Raw genomic sequence first — 15,870 nt, forward strand, 5'->3', positions numbered from 1 at the left:
GCGCGCGCCGCGGCGTACGGTCGGAAGCATGCGCATTGTCATTGCAGGTGGACATGGTCAGATCGCGCTGCGGCTCGAGCGGCTGCTCGCCGCGCGCGGTGACGAAGCGGTGGGCGTCATCCGCAACCCGCAGCAGGGCGAGGACCTGAGAGCGGCAGGGGCGGAAGCCGTCGTGCTCGACCTCGAATCGGCGTCCGTCGAGGCGACGGCGGAGGTTCTGCGAGGGGCGGACGCGGCGGTCTTCGCGGCCGGCGCCGGGCCGAACAGCGGCTCGGCACGCAAGGACACGGTGGACCGCGGAGCGGCCGTGCTCTTCGCGGACGCGGCTGAACAGGCGGGAGTACGGCGCTATGTCGTGGTGTCCTCCATGGGTGCCGACCCCGACCACCGGGGCGACGAGGTCTTCGACGTCTATCAGCGGGCCAAGGGCGAGGCGGACGCGAACGTACGCGCGAGGAGCGGTCTGGACTGGACGATCCTGCGCCCCGGGATGCTCACGAACGACGCCGGCACCGGCCAGGTCCTGCTCGCCGCCTCGACGGGCCGCGGCCCGATCCCCCGCGACGACGTGGCAGCTGTGCTGCTGGAGCTGCTGGACACCCCGGCGACGGCGGGCCTGACGCTCGAGCTGATCAGCGGGTCCAAGCCGGTCGCGGTCGCGGTGAAGGACATCGCGGGGAACTGAGGCCTGACCGCCGCCTTTGCGCGTGGGAACGACGAGGTGCCACGCACAGCCGCAGCGCGAGGCGTTCAGGCACGCGGGAGCCTCCGCGGGATAGCTTCGGCTGCATGGCCGGTGTCCTTGATCGCCGCGGTTGGCTCCCCTGCTACCTCAGCGGGACGGTGTTCGCCGTTTGCATGGCGGGAACCACTCTGCCGACCCCCCTGTACAGCCTTTACCAGGACGAGCTCGGATTCTCCGAGCTGACGGTGACCGTGGTGTACGCCGTGTACGCCTTCGGTGTCATCGGGGTGCTCCTGCTGGCGGGCAACACCTCCGACGCGGTGGGCCGCCGCCCCGTGCTGCTGTGGGGCCTGGGCTGCGCGGCGGCGAGCGCCGCCTGCTTCCTGTGCGCCACGGCTCTGGGCTGGCTGTACGCGGGGCGGCTGCTGTCGGGCCTCTCAGCAGGACTGTTCACCGGGGCGGCCACCGCGTACGTCATGGAGCTGGCGCCCGGCAAGGGTGCCCCCAGGGCCTCGTTCGTGGCGACGGCGGCCAACATGGGTGGCCTGGGCTGCGGGCCGCTGCTCGCCGGAATCCTCGCGCAGTACGCGCCCTGGCCGCTGCGCCTGCCGTTCGTCGTGCACCTGGTGCTGCTGGCCGCTTCGGCGGTTCTCCTGTTCGGCCTCAAGGACACCGTGACCGAGCGGCGGCCCCTGAACACCGTCCGCCCGCAGCGGCCCGGGCTGCCGCCCGAGGTCCGGGCGGTGTTCAGGCCCGCGGCGCTCGCCTCCTTCGTGGGGTTCGCACTGTTCGGGGTGTTCACGTCGGTCAGCCCGGCGTTCCTCTCCCAGTTCCTGGACGTGGAGAACCACGCCGTGAGCGGGCTGATCGTCGCGCTGGCCTTCTTCGCCTCGATCGCCGGGCAGTCGGTGGTGGGCAGGATCGGCGAGCGGTGGTCACTGCCACTGGGCTGCGCCGGCCTCCTCGGCGGGCTGGCCCTGCTCGCGGGCGCACTGTGGTGGCACCTGCTGCCCTTGGTCGTCCTGAGCGCGCTCCTCGGCGGCGGGGGCCAGGGGATCGCCTTCCGGGCAGCCCTGTCCCACGTGGCCGCGGCATCACCCGCGGACCGGCGGGCGGCGGTCATCTCGACGCTGTTCGTGGTGGCGTACGCGGGCATCTCACTGCCGGTGATCGGCGTGGGCGTCCTCTCGGACCACATCGGCCTCCAGGACGCGGGCCTGGTCTTCATCGCGAGCATGGCCGTCCTGGTCACGTGCGCCGGCGCCTACCTCGTACGGCGGCCTGCCGGCCAGGAGGCCTGAGCACGCCGGTCGCACCCCTGCCTCGCATGAGTGTCGAGAGCTCGGCGGCTACGTCCGACCGAGTCGAGTTCGGTTTCCCAACGTGCAGAGGGCTCCCCTTGGTACGTCGTATGATCTGCGGTTTCTCCGCCGGTGGGTGCTCTTGGGGCACACCTGGGGGAAGGCGTAACCCGAGAGGCCGCACGCTCGGCTGGTCAGGAGCCGGAAATGCCGTCGCCCGTATGCCGACCCGCGATCCAACGCCGAAATCAACTCCATCGGAGAGGACACGGGCACGTGCCCGCCGGTCGAGCCGAAGTGAATCGCTGACCGTCCCTGAAGCCGGTCAGTGCCAAGCCCTCCCCACCGTGACGCACGAGATGCGACAGCTGAAAGCGCGGGCGGTCAACGCCACGCAGGCGTCTCCTTCTGGCTCAGCTCCGGAGTGGACCCATGGAGTGCGCGCGGCGGGCCGGCCACACCATCGCCGTCCTCTTCCGGGGGCCGATCGGCGCGCTCCGCAGTCCCACTTGCACACACGTAGAAACCCCGCCCGACCTGGTGTTGAATCAGGTCGGACGGGGTTTCCCGTCCTGTGGCGGCGCCAGGGTTCGAACCTGGGTAGGCTGAGCCGGCAGATTTACAGTCTGCTCCCTTTGGCCACTCGGGCACACCGCCTGGAACGACGCGTCGGATCCCTGTGGGGGCTCCTTGGCGACGACGTAAACGATACCTGATGCTCAGGGGTGCTCCGCCACCTGATTGATCAGCGCCGGGCGCGCGCGGGTGTGGCTAGGCTTTGGGCCGTACCCCCACGCATACGACGCAAGGAGCCACACGTCATGGCCGACTCCAGTTTCGACATCGTCTCGAAGGTCGAGCGGCAGGAGGTCGACAACGCCCTCAACCAGGCCGCCAAGGAGATCTCCCAGCGCTACGACTTCAAGGGCACGGGTGCGTCGATCTCCTGGTCCGGCGAGAAGATCCTGATGGAGGCGAACGGCGAGGAGCGGGTCAAGGCCATCCTCGACATCTTCCAGTCCAAGCTGATCAAGCGCGGGATCTCGCTGAAGTCGCTGGACGCGGGCGAGCCGCAGCTCTCCGGCAAGGAGTACAAGATCTTCGCCACGATCGAGGAGGGCATCTCCCAGGAGAACGCCAAGAAGGTGGCGAAGATCATCCGCGATGAGGGCCCGAAGGGCGTCAAGGCGCTGGTCCAGGGCGACGAGCTTCGGGTCAGTTCCAAGAGCCGGGACGACCTGCAGGCCGTGCAGGCGCTGATCAAGGGCAAGGACCTCGACTTCGCGGTGCAGTTCGCCAACTACCGGTAGACGGTTCGCTGCCGTGTGCAGCGGGTCGTGGGCGGGGCGGGGCATGCCGGTCGGCGTGGCCCGCCCCGTAGCCATGTCCGGGGCCTGAGCGGGCGGGGTCAGCGGCGGTCGCGGGAGTTGCCGAAGAGCAGCCGGTAGGCGATCAGCAGGACGAGGGATCCGGCGATGGCCGCGACCCAGGTGGCCGTGTCGTAGAAGTCCGTACTGATCGGGCGGTCGAGGAAGCGGGACGACAGCCAGCCGCCGAGGAAGGCCCCCACGATGCCGATGAGGGTGGTGCCGATGATGCCGCCGGGGTCGCGTCCCGGCAGAAGGAACTTGGCTATGGCGCCGGCCAGCAGCCCGAGGATGATCCAACTGATAATGCTCATGTTCACGTTCCTACCCGTCACTTGTTCTTGCAAGCCAGGACGCCTGCGGGGACGGGTGCGGTTGCCCGCCGGGCGCCCTCAGCGGGTCGCGAACGGCTGGTCCGTGCGGACGATCTCCTTGCCGAAGGGCATCAGCGAGACCGGGATGAGCTTGAAGTTCGCGATGCCCAGCGGAATGCCGATGATCGTGACGCACAGGGCGATGCCGGTGAAGATGTGGCCGAGCGCGAGCCACCAGCCGGCCAGGATCACCCAGAGGACGTTGCCGATGAGGGAGGCGCCTCCGGCGTCGTGACGGTCGACGACGGTGTAGCCGAAGGGCCAGAGGGCGTACACGCCGATACGGAACGCCGCCAGTCCGAAGGGGATGCCGATGATCGTGATGCAGAGCAGGACTCCTGCGGCTATGTAGCCCAGGAACATCCAGAACCCGCACAGGACAAGCCATATGACGTTCAGAATTGTCTTCATGGTCGATACCCTGCCATCTGCTCGAGTCGGGCGATGCGTTCAGCCATGGGCGGGTGGGTGGAGAACATCTTCGACATGCCCTGGCCGGGCCGGAACGGGTTCGCGATCATCATGTGGCTCGCGGTCTCGATCCGGGGCTCGGGCGGGAGCGGGAGCTGCTTGGTTCCGGCATCGAGCTTGCGCAGGGCGGACGCCAGGGCGAGCGGGTCGCCGGTGAGCTGAGCCCCGGACGCGTCCGCCTGGTACTCACGGGAACGGCTCACGGCCAGTTGGATCACGGAGGCGGCGAGCGGGCCGAGGATCATGACCAGGAGCATCCCGAGGAGCCCGGGGCCCTCGTCGTCGTCGGACCGGCCCACGGGGATGAGCCACGCGAAGTTCACCAGGAACATGACGACCGAGGCGAGGGCACCCGCGACGGACGAGATGAGGATGTCGCGGTTGTAGACATGGCTCAGCTCATGGCCGAGGACGCCGCGCAGTTCGCGCTCGTCGAGGATCTGGAGGATGCCTTCGGTGCAGCACACGGCGGCGTTCCGGGGGTTACGGCCGGTGGCGAAGGCGTTGGGTGCCTGCGTCGGGGAGATGTACAGCCGGGGCATGGGCTGGCGTGCCGCGGTCGAGAGCTCGCGGACGATGCGGTAGAGCTGCGGTGCCTCGAATTCGCTGACCGGGCGTGCCCTCATGGCACGCAGGGCGAGCTTGTCGCTGTTCCAGTACGCGTAGGCGTTGGTGGCGAGCGCGACGAGGAGGGCCACGATCAGGCCGGTCCGTCCGAAGAAGCTGCCGATGACGATGATGAGGGCCGAGAGGCCCCCGAGGAGTACAGCGGTTTTCAGCCCGTTGTGCCGGCGGTGCACGGTACGCCCTCCAAGTGGTGCAGCAGGGGAACCCTTGCTCGTGGTGCTCCACTCCCCAGTGGAGCTTCCCGTACTGGTCAACGCGAGGCGAAGGGAGCTAGTTCCCTTGTGCGAGGTGGCCGGGGGCACAGGCAGCAGGGGCGGATCCGGGGTGGATCCGCCCCTGGGCCGTACGGGTGGGCGAGCCTGCGGCCGTACGGGTGGGCGAGCCTGCGGCCGTACGGGTGGGCGAGCCTGCGGGCGTGCGGCAGCGGGTCAGCGCTGGGCGGGGAGCTCTGCGAGCGCGCGGGCTTCCGCGTCGGGCTCGACCTCGCTGGTGCAGTGGGCGCAGCGGGAGGCGATGGCAGGGATCTCGCTGTAGCAGCGGGGGCAGTCGCGGAGGGCGGCCTTGATGTCGGCCTTCTGCTCCTCTTCCTTGGCCGAGAAGCGGTTCTGGACCTTGGCCATGGGGACGACGACCAGGAAGTAGAGAACGGCGGCCGTGATGATGAAGGCGATGGCGGCGCTGATGAAGAGGCCGTAGGGGAAGATCGCACCGTCGACGGTGAAGGTGGCCTTGCTGAAGTCGCCGGTTCCGCGGGTGAAGAGGCCGATCAGCGGGACGATGAACGCGTTGCTGAAGCCGGTGACGACAGCGGTGAACGCGGCTCCCACGGCGAGGCCGATGGCCATGGAGATGACGTTTCCGCGCAGAATGAAATCTTTGAACCCGTTCAGCACCGCTCTGGCTCCTCTTTGCTCTTCTTGCGTGTTTTTACGTGACGTGTGCACGCATGACCATGCCCTGTCCGCGGCTTCACGGGCAAGCTGGTCGGAGCTGTCAGAAGAGGCTGACCGCGGCGAACCTGAGGATGAGCTGGGGAGCACCGGACAATGTGATTCCGGCGACGGCGGTGAGGGTGATCGCCCAGGTGAGCGGGGCGGGGACCCGGTGCACGGGCACGCTGGGCACGCCCTCGGAGGCCGGGGCCGTCTCCGGTGCCCTGAAGAGGGCGGCGGTCCACCGGAGGTAGTAGTACAACGCGATCACCACGTTGACGGCCATCACGACGGCCAGCCAGCCGAGGCCGGCGTCGACGGCCGAGGAGAAGACCGTGACCTTGGCGAACAGGCCGATGATGCCGGGCGGCAGCCCCGCCAGGCAGAGCAGGAAGAAGCCCATGGCGAGCGCGGCCAGGGGGCGGGTGGCGTACAGGCCGCGGTAGTCGCCGAGCCGGTTGCCGGGGTGGCTGCGGGCCACGAGAGCGGCCACCGCGAAGGCTCCGAGGTTCACCACGGCGTACATCAGGGCGTAGGCGACGGTGGAGCCGATCTGATCGTCGCTGGAGTACGCGGCGGCGGCGATCGGGACGAGGAGGTAGCCGGCCTGGCCGACGGACGACCATGCGAGGAGGCGTACGGCGCTCCGGGCGCGGGTCGCGGTCTGCCGGAGTGCGGCGACGTTGCCGATGGTCATGGTGAGTGCGGCGAGGACGGCCAGGGCGGGCCCCCAGACATCGGCGTAGGCCGGGAAGCCGATCACCGTGACGAGGATGAGGCCGGAGAAGCCGACCGCCTTGCCGACGACCGAGAGGTAGGCGGCGATGGGGAGCGGAGCTCCCACGTAGGTGTCGGGGACCCAGAAGTGGAACGGCGCGGCGGCCGTCTTGAAGGCGAAGCCGACGAGGGTGAGGACGACGCCGGTCTCGGCGAGGGTGGAGAACCCGTCCGGTACGTCGTCGAGGCGGGCGGCGATCTCCGTGAGGTGCATGGTGCCGGTGGTCGCGTAGACGAAGCTGACGCCCAGGAGCATGACGGCGGTGGCGACGACGGAGGAGAGGAAGAACTTCAGGGCCGCTTCGGAGGAGCGACGGTCGCCGCGCTTGATGCCGACGAGGGCGAACGCGGGGAGCGAGGCGACCTCGAGGGCGACGACGAGGGTGGCGAGGTCCCGGGCTGCGGGCAGCAGTGCGGCACCCGCGGCGGAGGACAGCAGCAGGAACCAGAACTCGCCCGCGGGGAGCTTGCGGGTGTCGCCGATCGAGAGCAGCGCGGTGAGCAGCGCGCCGCCGAGCACGAGGGCCTGGATGACGAGCGCGAAGTGGTCGGCGGTGTAGCTGCAGGCCTGGGTCCCGCCGGTGAGGCAGAAGGTGGAGCGGTCCCCGGCCCGCAGCGGGACGAGGAGGGCGAGCGCGGCGACGAGCCCGGCGACGGCTCCGTAGCCGAGGAGCGGCTTACGCCGTTCGCTGACGAAGAGGTCGGCGACGAGGACGAGCAGGGCCACGGACGCCGCGATGACGGGCGGTGCGATCGCGAGCCAGTCGACGGACTGGACGAGGCTCGCCGCCCCGGTTGCGCTGTCGGCTGCCACAGTCACGACTTCCCTCCTGCGAGGAGCTTCTGCACGGCCGGGTCGGTGAGGCCGAGGAGGACGGCGGGCCAGAGTCCGGCGAGGACGGTCAGGGCGGCGAGCGGGGTCCAGGCGGCGAATTCGTAGCGCTGGATGTCGGCGACCGGGTGTGCCTGCTCACGGTGCTCGCCCATGCAGACGCGGCGCACGACGATCAGCATGTACGCGGCGGTGAGCAGGGTGCCGAAGGCGCCGATGGACATGAAGGTGAGAAAGGCGGGGCGGCTGAGCCCTTCGGCGGGGTCGAAGGCGCCGAACAGGGTCAGCATCTCGCCCCAGAACCCGGCGAGGCCGGGGAGGCCGAGCGAGGCGACGGCGGCGAAGGCGAGGAGGCCGCCGAGCCGGGGCGCCCGGCCGTAGAGGGCGGCTCCGGTGGCGCCGGCGAGGGTGTCCAGGTCGGCTGTGCCGTAGCGGTCCTTGATGGCGCCGACCAGGAAGAACAGCAGGCCGGTGATGAGGCCGTGGGCGATGTTGGCGAAGAGCGCGCCGTTCACACCGGTGGGGGTCATGGTCGCGATGCCGAGCAGCACGAAGCCCATGTGGCCCACGGAGGAGTAGGCGATCAGACGCTTGAGGTCGCCCTTGGCGCCGGGACGGGCGAGGGCCAGGCAGGCGAGGGAGCCGTAGATGATCCCGACGACGGCGAACGCCGCGAGATACGGCGCGAAGGTCTGCATCCCGTCAGGGGCGACGGGGAGCAGGATACGGACGAATCCGTACGTACCCATCTTCAGCAGGACCCCGGCGAGGAGGACGGAGCCGACGGTCGGGGCGGCGGTGTGGGCGTCGGGCAGCCAGCTGTGCAGGGGCCACATCGGGGTCTTCACCGCCAGGCCGATCCCGACGGCCAGTACGGCGATGACCTGCACGGATGTGGTGAGTCCGCGGCCGTTGTCAGTGGCGAGTGCCACCATGTCGAAGGTGCCGCTCTTCAGTCCGATGAGGAGCAGCCCCAGCAGCATGATCACGGAGCCGAGCAGCGTGTAGAGGATGAACTTCCAGGCGGCGGGCTGCTTCCGGTCACCGCCCCAGCGGGCGATGAGGAAGTACATCGGGATGAGGACCATCTCGAAGGCCAGGAAGAACAGCAGCAGGTCGAGGACGGCGAAGGTCGCGAGGGTGCCGGACTCGAGGACGAGGACCAGAGCGACGAAGGCCTTCGGGGAGGGGCCTGCGGGGAGCTTGAAGTAGCTGTGGAGCGCGCAGAGGAAGGTCAGCAGCGCGGTCAGTACGAGGAGGGGGAGCGAGATGCCGTCGGTGCCGAGGTGGATCCGCACGTCGAGTGCGGGGATCCAGCTGATGTCCGTGGTGGCCTGCATCTTCGACGGGTGGTCGTGGTCGAATCCCGCGGCCAGGACGAGCGCGGCGAGGAGTACGGCTCCGGTGACGGTCACGCCGTGGCGGAGCACTGCCTGGTCGGGGTTCCTGCCCTTGAGCCCGGGCGGGGCGGGCAGGAGCGCGGCGGCCGCGCCGAGGAGCGGGGCGACGACGATGAACGCCAGAAGGAACTGCATCACGGATGCGCTGATATCGAACACGGTTCACGCCCCGGCGTAGACGTTGGCAAAGACGACGGCGGCGATCGCCAGGACAAGGGTTCCGGCGAGCAGCGCGCCGAGGTAGGTCTGCACGTTGCCGGTCTGGGCGCGGCGGACCACGGTGCCGAGTCCGCGGGCGATGCTGCCCGAGCCGTGTACGTAGGTGTCGACGACCTCACGGTCCAGGAAGCGTACGAGGCGTGCGGCGGCCTGCACGGGGCGGACGAACAGCGCCGTGTACAGGGCGTCGAGGTGGAAGCCGGTGACGGCGTGGCGGTGCAGCGGCCCCAGCAGGAGCCGGCCGGGGTCCGAGGGGTCCGGGGCGCCCGCGATGGTGCCGTACACCGCGGTGTGCGAGGCCATCGCCTCGGCCTCCACGAGAGCGGGTTCGGCACCGGGGTGGGCGGCGACCGCGCCGACCGGGGGGCGGCCGGCGAGCGCCGTGGTGTGGCGCCATGCGCCGTAGGTGACGAGCCCGCCGACGAGTCCGACGCCGGTGGAGAGCACGGCGGTCGTGAGGGAGGGGGTGAGGTCGTGTCCGTCGAACCATCCGGTGAGGGCGCCGGCGGTGAGACCGAAGGCGATGGTGGGGACGGCGAGGACCCAGAGGACGGAGGTCATCGCGACGGGCTGCCGGCCGTGGTCGGGCACTTCGGGGCCACGTCCGCGGAAGGCGAGGAGCCACAGCCGGGTGGCGTAGGCCGCGGTGAGTACAGCGGCGGCGAGCCCGGCCACGAGGATCGTCCAGCCGGCCGCGGCCGGGGCGACGTCGCGCTGCCCGAGGGCCGTGTGCTCGGCGGCGACGAGGACGGCTTCCTTGGAGAAGAAGCCGGCGAACGGGGGGATGGCGGCGAGCGCGAGGAGGGCGACGGTCATCGTCCAGTAGGCGTCGGGGATGCGCTTGGTCAGCCCGCTCATGCGGGACATGGCGGCCAGTGAGTTGGTTCCCGCCGCGTGGATGACGACACCCGCCGCGAGGAAGAGGACGGCCTTGAACGCACCGTGCGACAGGAGGTGGAAGACGGCTGCCCCGCGGTCACCGACGGCCAGGGCGCCGGACATGTAGCCGAGCTGGCCGATCGTCGAGTAGGCGAGGACGCGCTTGATGTCGTCCTGTGCGAGTGCGGCGATTCCGGAGCCGATCATCGTGACGGCCGCCATCACGGCGAGGACGACGAGGGCTGCGCCGGAGGCGGCGAAGACGGGGAGGAGCCGGGCCACGAAGTAGATGCCGGCGGCGACCATCGTCGCGGCGTGGATGAGCGCGGAGACGGGGGTGGGGCCGGCCATCGCGTCGGGCAGCCACGTGTGCAGGGGGAACTGCGCGGACTTGCCCGCGACTCCGGCGAGGAGCAGCAGGGCGATGAGGGTGGGGTGGTCGAGTCCGCCGTTGTTGACGGCGGCCAGGATGCCGGTGATGCGGAAGGTGCCGGTGTCGGCGGCGAGCGCGAACAGGCCGATGAGGAAGGGGACGTCACCGAGCTTCGTGACGAGGAAGGCCTTGAGCGAGGCGGCGCGAGCCTCGGGGGTCTCCCAGTAGTGGCCGACGAGGAAGTACGAGCAGATGCCCATGATCTCCCAGCCGACCAGGAGCACCATCAGGTCGCCGGAGTAGACGACGAGCAGCATCGCGGAGGTGAAGAGGGAGACGAGAGCCGCGTACGAGGGGTAGCGGGCGTCGTCCTTCAGGTACGCCGTCGAGTAGATCTGCACGCAGGTGGCGACGAGACCGACGAGGACGGCGACGAGGACGGCGAAGCCGTCCAGGTGCAGGGCCAGGTCGATCGGGACCGAGCCGGTGGGGGTCAGCTGGGTCGCGGCGTCGATGGGCCGGCCGCCTCCCTGGCGTACGGCGACGACGACGGCGAGTACGGCGGCGAGGACGGTCGGCAGGACGGCGAGGGGGCGGACGAAGCCGGGCGCGGACCTGCCCAGGAGAAGTCCTGCGGCGGCGCCCAGGAAGGGGAGGAGGGGGACGAGGACGGCGAGGGTCGTGGTGGTCACGCGGTGGCCTCTGCCTTCTTTGCCTTCCCTGCCGGAGCAGTGGCCTGGTCTGCGGTGGTTCCCCGGGCGGTATCGGCGTCGGTCTCGTCGGGGAGTGTGTCGGCGTCGTCGGTCTCCGCGGTGTCGCGGAGGCGGTCGATGTCCGAGCTGCCGCGGTTGCGGTAGACGGCCAGGACGATCGCGAGGCCGATGCCGATCTCGGCTGCGGCGATCGCGATCGTGAAGAGGGTGAGGGCCTGTCCGGCGTGGAGGGCGTCGCGGAGCCAGACGTCGAAGGCGACCAGGTTGAGGTTGACGGCGTTGAGCATGAGCTCGACGGACATCAGGACGAGGATCGCGTTGCGGCGGGCGAGTACCCCGTACAGCCCGGTGCAGAAGAGGAGGACGGCGAGTACGGCGGGATAGGCGAGGTGCATCAGCTCTTGTCCTCCCGGTTCGCGACGGGACGGTCGGCGACGGGACGGTCGACGACGGGCCCGGCCGCTCGGCCGCGCGGCCGGTCCGTGCCGCCCGTGCCGCTGGTGCCGCCCGTGCCGCCCTGGCGGTTCCCGCGGTCCGGCCGGTCCTTGCGGGACAGGACGATCGCGCCCACGAGGGCGGCCAGCAGCAGGACGGAGAGTGCCTCGAAGGGCAGGACCCAGTGCCGGAAGAGGAATTCTCCGGAGGCCTTGGTGGAGCCCTGGGCCGGGCCGTCCAGATTGATCCAGGTCGTGCGGAAGGCGTCCACGACGACCCAGACGAGAGCGGCGGCGGAGGCGACGGCAGCGCCCAGGGCGATCCAACGGTTGCCCGAGTCGGCGTCCGGGGAACGCCCGATGGGGGCCTTGGTGAGCATCAGTCCGAAGAGGAGGAGGACCACGACGGAACCGATGTAGATGAGGACCTGTACCCACGCGATGAACTCGGCCGTGAGCAGGAGGTACTCCACCGCGATGCCGCCGAGTGCCACGACGAGCCAGAGGGCCGCGTGCACGAGTTGCTTCGTCGTGACGGTGATGAGTGCTGCGCCGAGAGTGGCGAGTCCGACCAGGAGGAAGGCGATCTCGACGCCGGTCGGTGAGAGGAAACCGGGATGGCCGGCGGTGGCCGCGAGGGTCACTCCTGCCCCTCCTGTTCTGCTGCCTGACCCGACTGGGCGTCCTGGGCTGTCTGGGCCTCTCGCGCCGCCTGCGCCTCTTGCTCTGCCTGGGCCTGGAGTTTGTCGGCCGTCTTGCGGGCGGCGGCGATCTCCTTGGGTTCCTCGGCTCCCGGGTCGAGCGCGGGTGGTTCGGGAACGGTCCACATCCACTCGCGGAGCTTGTCGCGCTCGTGGGTGAGTTCGTGGATGTCCGTCTCCGCGTACTCGAACTCGGGCGACCAGAACAGCGCGTCGAAAGGACAGACCTCGATGCAGATACCGCAGTACATGCACAGGGCGAAGTCGATCGCGAAGCGGTCCAGGACGTTGCGGCTGCGCTCGCGGCCACCGGGGGCGGCCGCGGGCACCGTCTCCTTGTGGGAGTCGATGTAGATGCACCAGTCGGGGCATTCACGGGCGCAGAGCATGCAGACCGTGCAGTTCTCCTCGAACAGCCCGATGACGCCCCTGGTACGGGGCGGCAGTTCGGGCTGGACGTCCGGGTACTGCGCGGTGACCGTGCGCTTCGTCATGGTCCGCAGGGTGACGGCGAGACCTTTGGCCAGGCCTGAGCCGGGGATCGGAGGCACTAGTTGATCGCCACCTTCACGATGCCGGTGAGCGCGATCTGCGCGAGAGCGAGGGGGATGAGCGTGGTCCAGGCGAGCTTCTGCAGCTGGTCCTCGCGCAGGCGGGGATAGGTGACGCGGAGCCAGATGACGACGAACGCGAGAACGCCGGTCTTGAGCAGGGTCCAGACCCAGCCGAGCCCGTCGGCGCCGAGGGGCCCGTGCCACCCGCCCAGGAAGAGGACGGTCGTCAGCCCGCACAGGACGACGATTCCCGCGTACTCGGCGAGCAGGAACAGGGCGAAGCGGAGACCCGTGTACTCGGTGTACGCCCCGAAGATGATCTCCGAGTCGGCGACCGGCATGTCGAAGGGCGGGCGCTGGAGTTCGGCGAGCCCGGCCACGAAGAAGACCAGGGCGCCGACGATCTGCCAGGGCAGCCACCACCACTCGAAGGCGTTGAGGATGCCGGGGAGCGAGACGGTACCGGCCGCCATGGCCACGGACGCGGCGGCGAGCAGCATCGGCAGCTCGTACGCGAGGAGCTGAGCGGCGGTGCGGAGGCCGCCGAGGAGGGAGAACTTGTTGGCCGAGGCCCAGCCCGCCATCAGCGAGCCGAGCACACCGATCCCCATGACGGCCAGCACGAAGAAGATGCCCGCGTCGATGACCTGCCCGACCGCTCCCTCGCTGGGGCCGATCGGGATGACGACGATCACGAGGAGGTACGGGAGCAGGGCGACGGCGGGAGCCAGCTGGAAGATGCGGCGGTCCGCGTCGGCCGGGACGATGTCCTCCTTCTGCGCGAACTTCACCCCGTCCGCGACGAGCTGGGCCCAGCCGTGGAACCCGCCTGCGTACATGGGGCCGAGACGGCCCTGCATGTGGGCCATCACCTTGTGTTCGGCCTGCCCCACGACGAGCGGGACCACCATGAACACGGCGAAGACGATGACGAGGCGGAGGGCGACGTCGAGTACGTCGTTCACGCGGTATCGCCTCCGGCGGGACGGTCGGGACCGGCGGAACGGTCGGTTCGGGACGAGGAGTCGGGGTCCGGGGCGGGGGCAGGGCCCGGGGCAGTGCCGCTGTCGGAGTCGCGGTCGGCGTCACCCTGCGCAGGAGCGTCCGACAGCTCGGCTTCCGGTGCCGATGCGGCCTCCGGTGCCGATGCGGCCTCCGGTGCCGATGCGGGCTCCGGTGCCGATGCGGGCTCCGGTGCCGATGCGGGCTCCGACGGCTGCTCCGGCTCCGACGGCTCAGGCCGCTCCGGCGTCGGCCGCTTCGGGGTGTCGTCGAAGGCCGGCCGCGCGTCGTGCCACGGTGCGTCCGCGCTTCCGGCCGCGCCCGTCCCGCGCTCCGCGTCGTCGCCGCTCCGCGTGGCGCCCGCGTCCGGCGTACCGGCCGGAGGCGTGGCTGCCGGGCCGGCCGGAGGCGTGGCTGCCGGTCCTGAGGCCTGGCTCGCCGAGCCCTGGGACGCGCTGCGGGTGCGGCGCGGTGGCGGGGTCTGCGGGGCGTCCGCCGTCTCCGCCGCGTCCGGCCGCTGCGCCGCCGAACCCTCGCTCACGCTGGGGGCCCGGCGCACCGGCCGGTCGCCCGTCGCGCGCGCTCCTCGGGCCGACCGGGCCGGGGCGGGCGGGAGCTGCCCCTTGAGCGGGCCCCACTCGTTCGGATCGGGCACGCCCGGCGGCAGCATGGTGCGCCGCTTGGGCCCGCCGTGCTCGGACTCGCCCGGCTCCTTCGCCCCCGGCCACGCCTTGGCGACCCGTGCCGCCAGGACGAAGTCCTTGCGCAACGGGTGGCCCTCGAAGCTCTCGGGCAGCAGCAGCGGGACCAGGTGCGGGTGGCCCTCGAAGGCGATGCCGAACATCTCGTGCGTCTCGCGCTCGTGCCAGGCCGCGCCCGCGTAGACGCCGACGGCGGTGGGCAGGGTGGCCGCGTCGTGCGGGACAGTCGTACGGAGCAGCAGGCGCCGGACCGTTCCGCCGCCGAGGGCCGCGACATGGGCACAGACCCGGAAGCCGGTGCCCGGCTCGTCGACCGCGCTCAGCCAGTCGAAATAGGTGCAGCCCAGCTCGTCGCGGGCCGTTTCGAGGGCCGCGGTCCAGGAGGCGGCGGGAACGTCGACGGTCAGCAGGTCATAGGCGTGCGCCGCGGTGGCGTGCTCGCCGAAGACGTCGGTGACGGCGTCGGGCAGCCGGTCGTAGGTGTCCGAGGCGGTCGTCACTGCCGCTCCTCCCCCGGCGCCTTCGGGGCTGCGACGAGACCACTGCGCAGGGCGGCGGCCGAGGGACGGGCCGTGTCCTCGGTGGCGTACCGCTCGGCGAGCGACTCGCGGGCGATCTTCTCCTGGAGCTTGAGGATGCCCTGGAGGAGCGCCTCGGGCCGGGGCGGGCAGCCGGGTACGTACACGTCGACGGGGATGATCTGGTCGACGCCCTTCGTCACGGAGTACGAATCCCAGTAGGGCCCGCCGCAGTTGGAGCAGGCACCGAAGGAGATGACGTACTTCGGCTCGGGCATCTGCTCGTAGAGACGCTTCACGGCCGGGGCCATCTTGTCCGTCACCGTGCCGGACACGACCATCAGGTCGGCCTGCCGGGGGCCGGGCGCGAAGGGGATGACGCCGAGCCGGATGAAGTCGTGCCGGGCCATGGAGGCGGCGATGAATTCGATGGCGCAGCAGGCGAGTCCGAAGTTGAAGACCCAGAGGCTGTAGCGGCGGCCCCAGTTGAGGACCACCTTCATCGGTTCGGGCGCGAGCCGCGACAGTACGCCGAGCTTCTTCGGCTCGGGCAGCAGCGTCGGATCGGGCAACGACACGGGGGGTTCGGGGTTCGGCCGGCTCGTCACGCCCATTCGAGGACGCCCTTCTTCCATGCGTAGAGCAGTCCCACGGCCAGGAAACCGAGGAAGATGAACATCTCCACCAGCGTCGTCGCCCCGTATCCGGGGGCCGCGAACACCGTCGCCCACGGGAACAGGAAGATCGAGTCGACGGCGAAGATCACGTACAGGAAGGCGTACACGTAATAGCGCACCTGGGTGTGGGCCCAGCCCTCCCCCACCGGGTCCACGCCGCACTCGTACGTGAGGAGTTTCTCCGGCGTCGGAACCACGGGCCTCAGCAGCCGGCCGGCCCCGAAGGCGACGGCCACGAACAGCACGCCCACCAGGGCGAGCAGTCCGACCACGGAATAGCCCTGGAAGTAGTCCGACGCGAGAACGGTCGGTCCCGGTACGTCCGCCACGTCC

The 15,870-nt window shown here is 70.4% G+C and carries 17 protein-coding genes and 1 tRNA gene; 3 read left to right on the forward strand and 15 right to left on the reverse strand.

The window, feature by feature from the left end; genetic code table 11:
- Nucleotides 1-28: 28 nt before the first annotated feature.
- On the forward strand, nucleotides 29-685 hold the full coding sequence (locus ACFYQ5_RS33790) for an SDR family oxidoreductase (protein ID WP_389203150.1): 657 nt from the start codon (nucleotides 29-31) through the stop codon (nucleotides 683-685).
- A gap of 104 nt (nucleotides 686-789) precedes the next feature.
- Nucleotides 790-1,986 (forward strand): MFS transporter, encoded by a 1,197-nt coding sequence (locus ACFYQ5_RS33795; protein WP_389203151.1) that lies wholly within the window; start codon nucleotides 790-792, stop codon nucleotides 1,984-1,986.
- A gap of 575 nt (nucleotides 1,987-2,561) precedes the next feature.
- Here ACFYQ5_RS33795 and ACFYQ5_RS33800 read toward each other — a convergent pair.
- Nucleotides 2,562-2,643 (reverse strand) — tRNA-Tyr (locus tag ACFYQ5_RS33800).
- 164 nt (nucleotides 2,644-2,807) lie between these two features.
- On the opposite strand from ACFYQ5_RS33800, the gene ACFYQ5_RS33805 reads away from it, so the two are divergent.
- Nucleotides 2,808-3,296 carry a YajQ family cyclic di-GMP-binding protein gene (locus tag ACFYQ5_RS33805; RefSeq protein WP_329040019.1) on the forward strand — a complete coding sequence of 163 codons (489 nt, stop codon included), beginning with the start codon at nucleotides 2,808-2,810 and terminating at the stop codon, nucleotides 3,294-3,296.
- A 98-nt stretch (nucleotides 3,297-3,394) separates the two neighbouring features.
- On the opposite strand, the gene ACFYQ5_RS33810 is transcribed toward ACFYQ5_RS33805, so the two are convergent.
- The 14 genes from ACFYQ5_RS33810 to ACFYQ5_RS33875 form a co-directional block, all read right to left on the reverse strand.
- The gene (locus ACFYQ5_RS33810; RefSeq protein ID WP_053930260.1) at nucleotides 3,395-3,667 is read right to left on the reverse strand and encodes a GlsB/YeaQ/YmgE family stress response membrane protein; all 273 of its coding nucleotides are present in this window, start codon (nucleotides 3,665-3,667) and stop codon (nucleotides 3,395-3,397) included.
- 78 nt (nucleotides 3,668-3,745) lie between these two features.
- Entirely contained in the window at nucleotides 3,746-4,138 is a 393-nt protein-coding gene (locus ACFYQ5_RS33815; protein WP_389203154.1) for a YccF domain-containing protein, read from the reverse strand.
- Nucleotides 4,135-4,998 (reverse strand): zinc metalloprotease HtpX, encoded by an 864-nt coding sequence (gene htpX, locus ACFYQ5_RS33820; RefSeq protein WP_389203155.1) that lies wholly within the window; start codon nucleotides 4,996-4,998, stop codon nucleotides 4,135-4,137. Before htpX ends, ACFYQ5_RS33815 begins: the two co-directional genes overlap by 4 nt.
- Before the next feature lie 255 nt (nucleotides 4,999-5,253).
- Nucleotides 5,254-5,718, reverse strand: a complete 465-nt coding sequence (gene mscL, locus ACFYQ5_RS33825) for a large conductance mechanosensitive channel protein MscL (RefSeq protein ID WP_389203157.1) — start codon at nucleotides 5,716-5,718, stop codon at nucleotides 5,254-5,256.
- 100 nt (nucleotides 5,719-5,818) lie between these two features.
- Nucleotides 5,819-7,354, reverse strand: a complete 1,536-nt coding sequence (locus ACFYQ5_RS33830) for an NADH-quinone oxidoreductase subunit N (RefSeq protein WP_389203159.1) — start codon at nucleotides 7,352-7,354, stop codon at nucleotides 5,819-5,821.
- A complete protein-coding gene (locus tag ACFYQ5_RS33835) occupies nucleotides 7,351-8,901 on the reverse strand; it encodes a NuoM family protein (protein ID WP_389203194.1) in 1,551 nt (516 codons plus the stop codon). Before ACFYQ5_RS33835 ends, ACFYQ5_RS33830 begins: the two co-directional genes overlap by 4 nt.
- A 27-nt stretch (nucleotides 8,902-8,928) precedes the next feature.
- Nucleotides 8,929-10,929: an NADH-quinone oxidoreductase subunit L gene (locus tag ACFYQ5_RS33840; protein ID WP_389203161.1), complete on the reverse strand. Its 2,001-nt coding sequence runs from the start codon at nucleotides 10,927-10,929 to the stop codon at nucleotides 8,929-8,931.
- Nucleotides 10,926-11,345 (reverse strand): NADH-quinone oxidoreductase subunit NuoK, encoded by a 420-nt coding sequence (gene nuoK / locus ACFYQ5_RS33845; protein ID WP_389203162.1) that lies wholly within the window; start codon nucleotides 11,343-11,345, stop codon nucleotides 10,926-10,928. The genes ACFYQ5_RS33840 and nuoK overlap by 4 nt, the downstream gene beginning before the upstream one ends.
- Nucleotides 11,345-12,028: an NADH-quinone oxidoreductase subunit J gene (locus ACFYQ5_RS33850; RefSeq protein ID WP_389203164.1), complete on the reverse strand. Its 684-nt coding sequence runs from the start codon at nucleotides 12,026-12,028 to the stop codon at nucleotides 11,345-11,347. The genes nuoK and ACFYQ5_RS33850 overlap by 1 nt, the downstream gene beginning before the upstream one ends.
- Nucleotides 12,025-12,636 carry a NuoI/complex I 23 kDa subunit family protein gene (locus ACFYQ5_RS33855; protein ID WP_389203166.1) on the reverse strand — a complete coding sequence of 204 codons (612 nt, stop codon included), beginning with the start codon at nucleotides 12,634-12,636 and terminating at the stop codon, nucleotides 12,025-12,027. Before ACFYQ5_RS33855 ends, ACFYQ5_RS33850 begins: the two co-directional genes overlap by 4 nt.
- Nucleotides 12,636-13,604 (reverse strand): NADH-quinone oxidoreductase subunit H, encoded by a 969-nt coding sequence (locus ACFYQ5_RS33860; protein WP_389203167.1) that lies wholly within the window; start codon nucleotides 13,602-13,604, stop codon nucleotides 12,636-12,638. The genes ACFYQ5_RS33855 and ACFYQ5_RS33860 overlap by 1 nt, the downstream gene beginning before the upstream one ends.
- Nucleotides 13,601-14,842 carry an NADH-quinone oxidoreductase subunit C gene (locus tag ACFYQ5_RS33865; protein WP_389203170.1) on the reverse strand — a complete coding sequence of 414 codons (1,242 nt, stop codon included), beginning with the start codon at nucleotides 14,840-14,842 and terminating at the stop codon, nucleotides 13,601-13,603. Before ACFYQ5_RS33865 ends, ACFYQ5_RS33860 begins: the two co-directional genes overlap by 4 nt.
- Nucleotides 14,839-15,474 (reverse strand): NADH-quinone oxidoreductase subunit B, encoded by a 636-nt coding sequence (locus ACFYQ5_RS33870; RefSeq protein WP_389203173.1) that lies wholly within the window; start codon nucleotides 15,472-15,474, stop codon nucleotides 14,839-14,841. The genes ACFYQ5_RS33865 and ACFYQ5_RS33870 overlap by 4 nt, the downstream gene beginning before the upstream one ends.
- Nucleotides 15,465-15,866, reverse strand: coding sequence for an NADH-quinone oxidoreductase subunit A (locus ACFYQ5_RS33875; RefSeq protein ID WP_389203174.1), 402 nt, complete (start codon nucleotides 15,864-15,866; stop codon nucleotides 15,465-15,467). The genes ACFYQ5_RS33870 and ACFYQ5_RS33875 overlap by 10 nt, the downstream gene beginning before the upstream one ends.
- Nucleotides 15,867-15,870 lie beyond the last annotated feature (4 nt).

It is taken from the genome of Streptomyces sp. NPDC005794 (genome assembly GCF_042871445.1).
GTDB lineage: Bacteria > Actinomycetota > Actinomycetes > Streptomycetales > Streptomycetaceae > Streptomyces.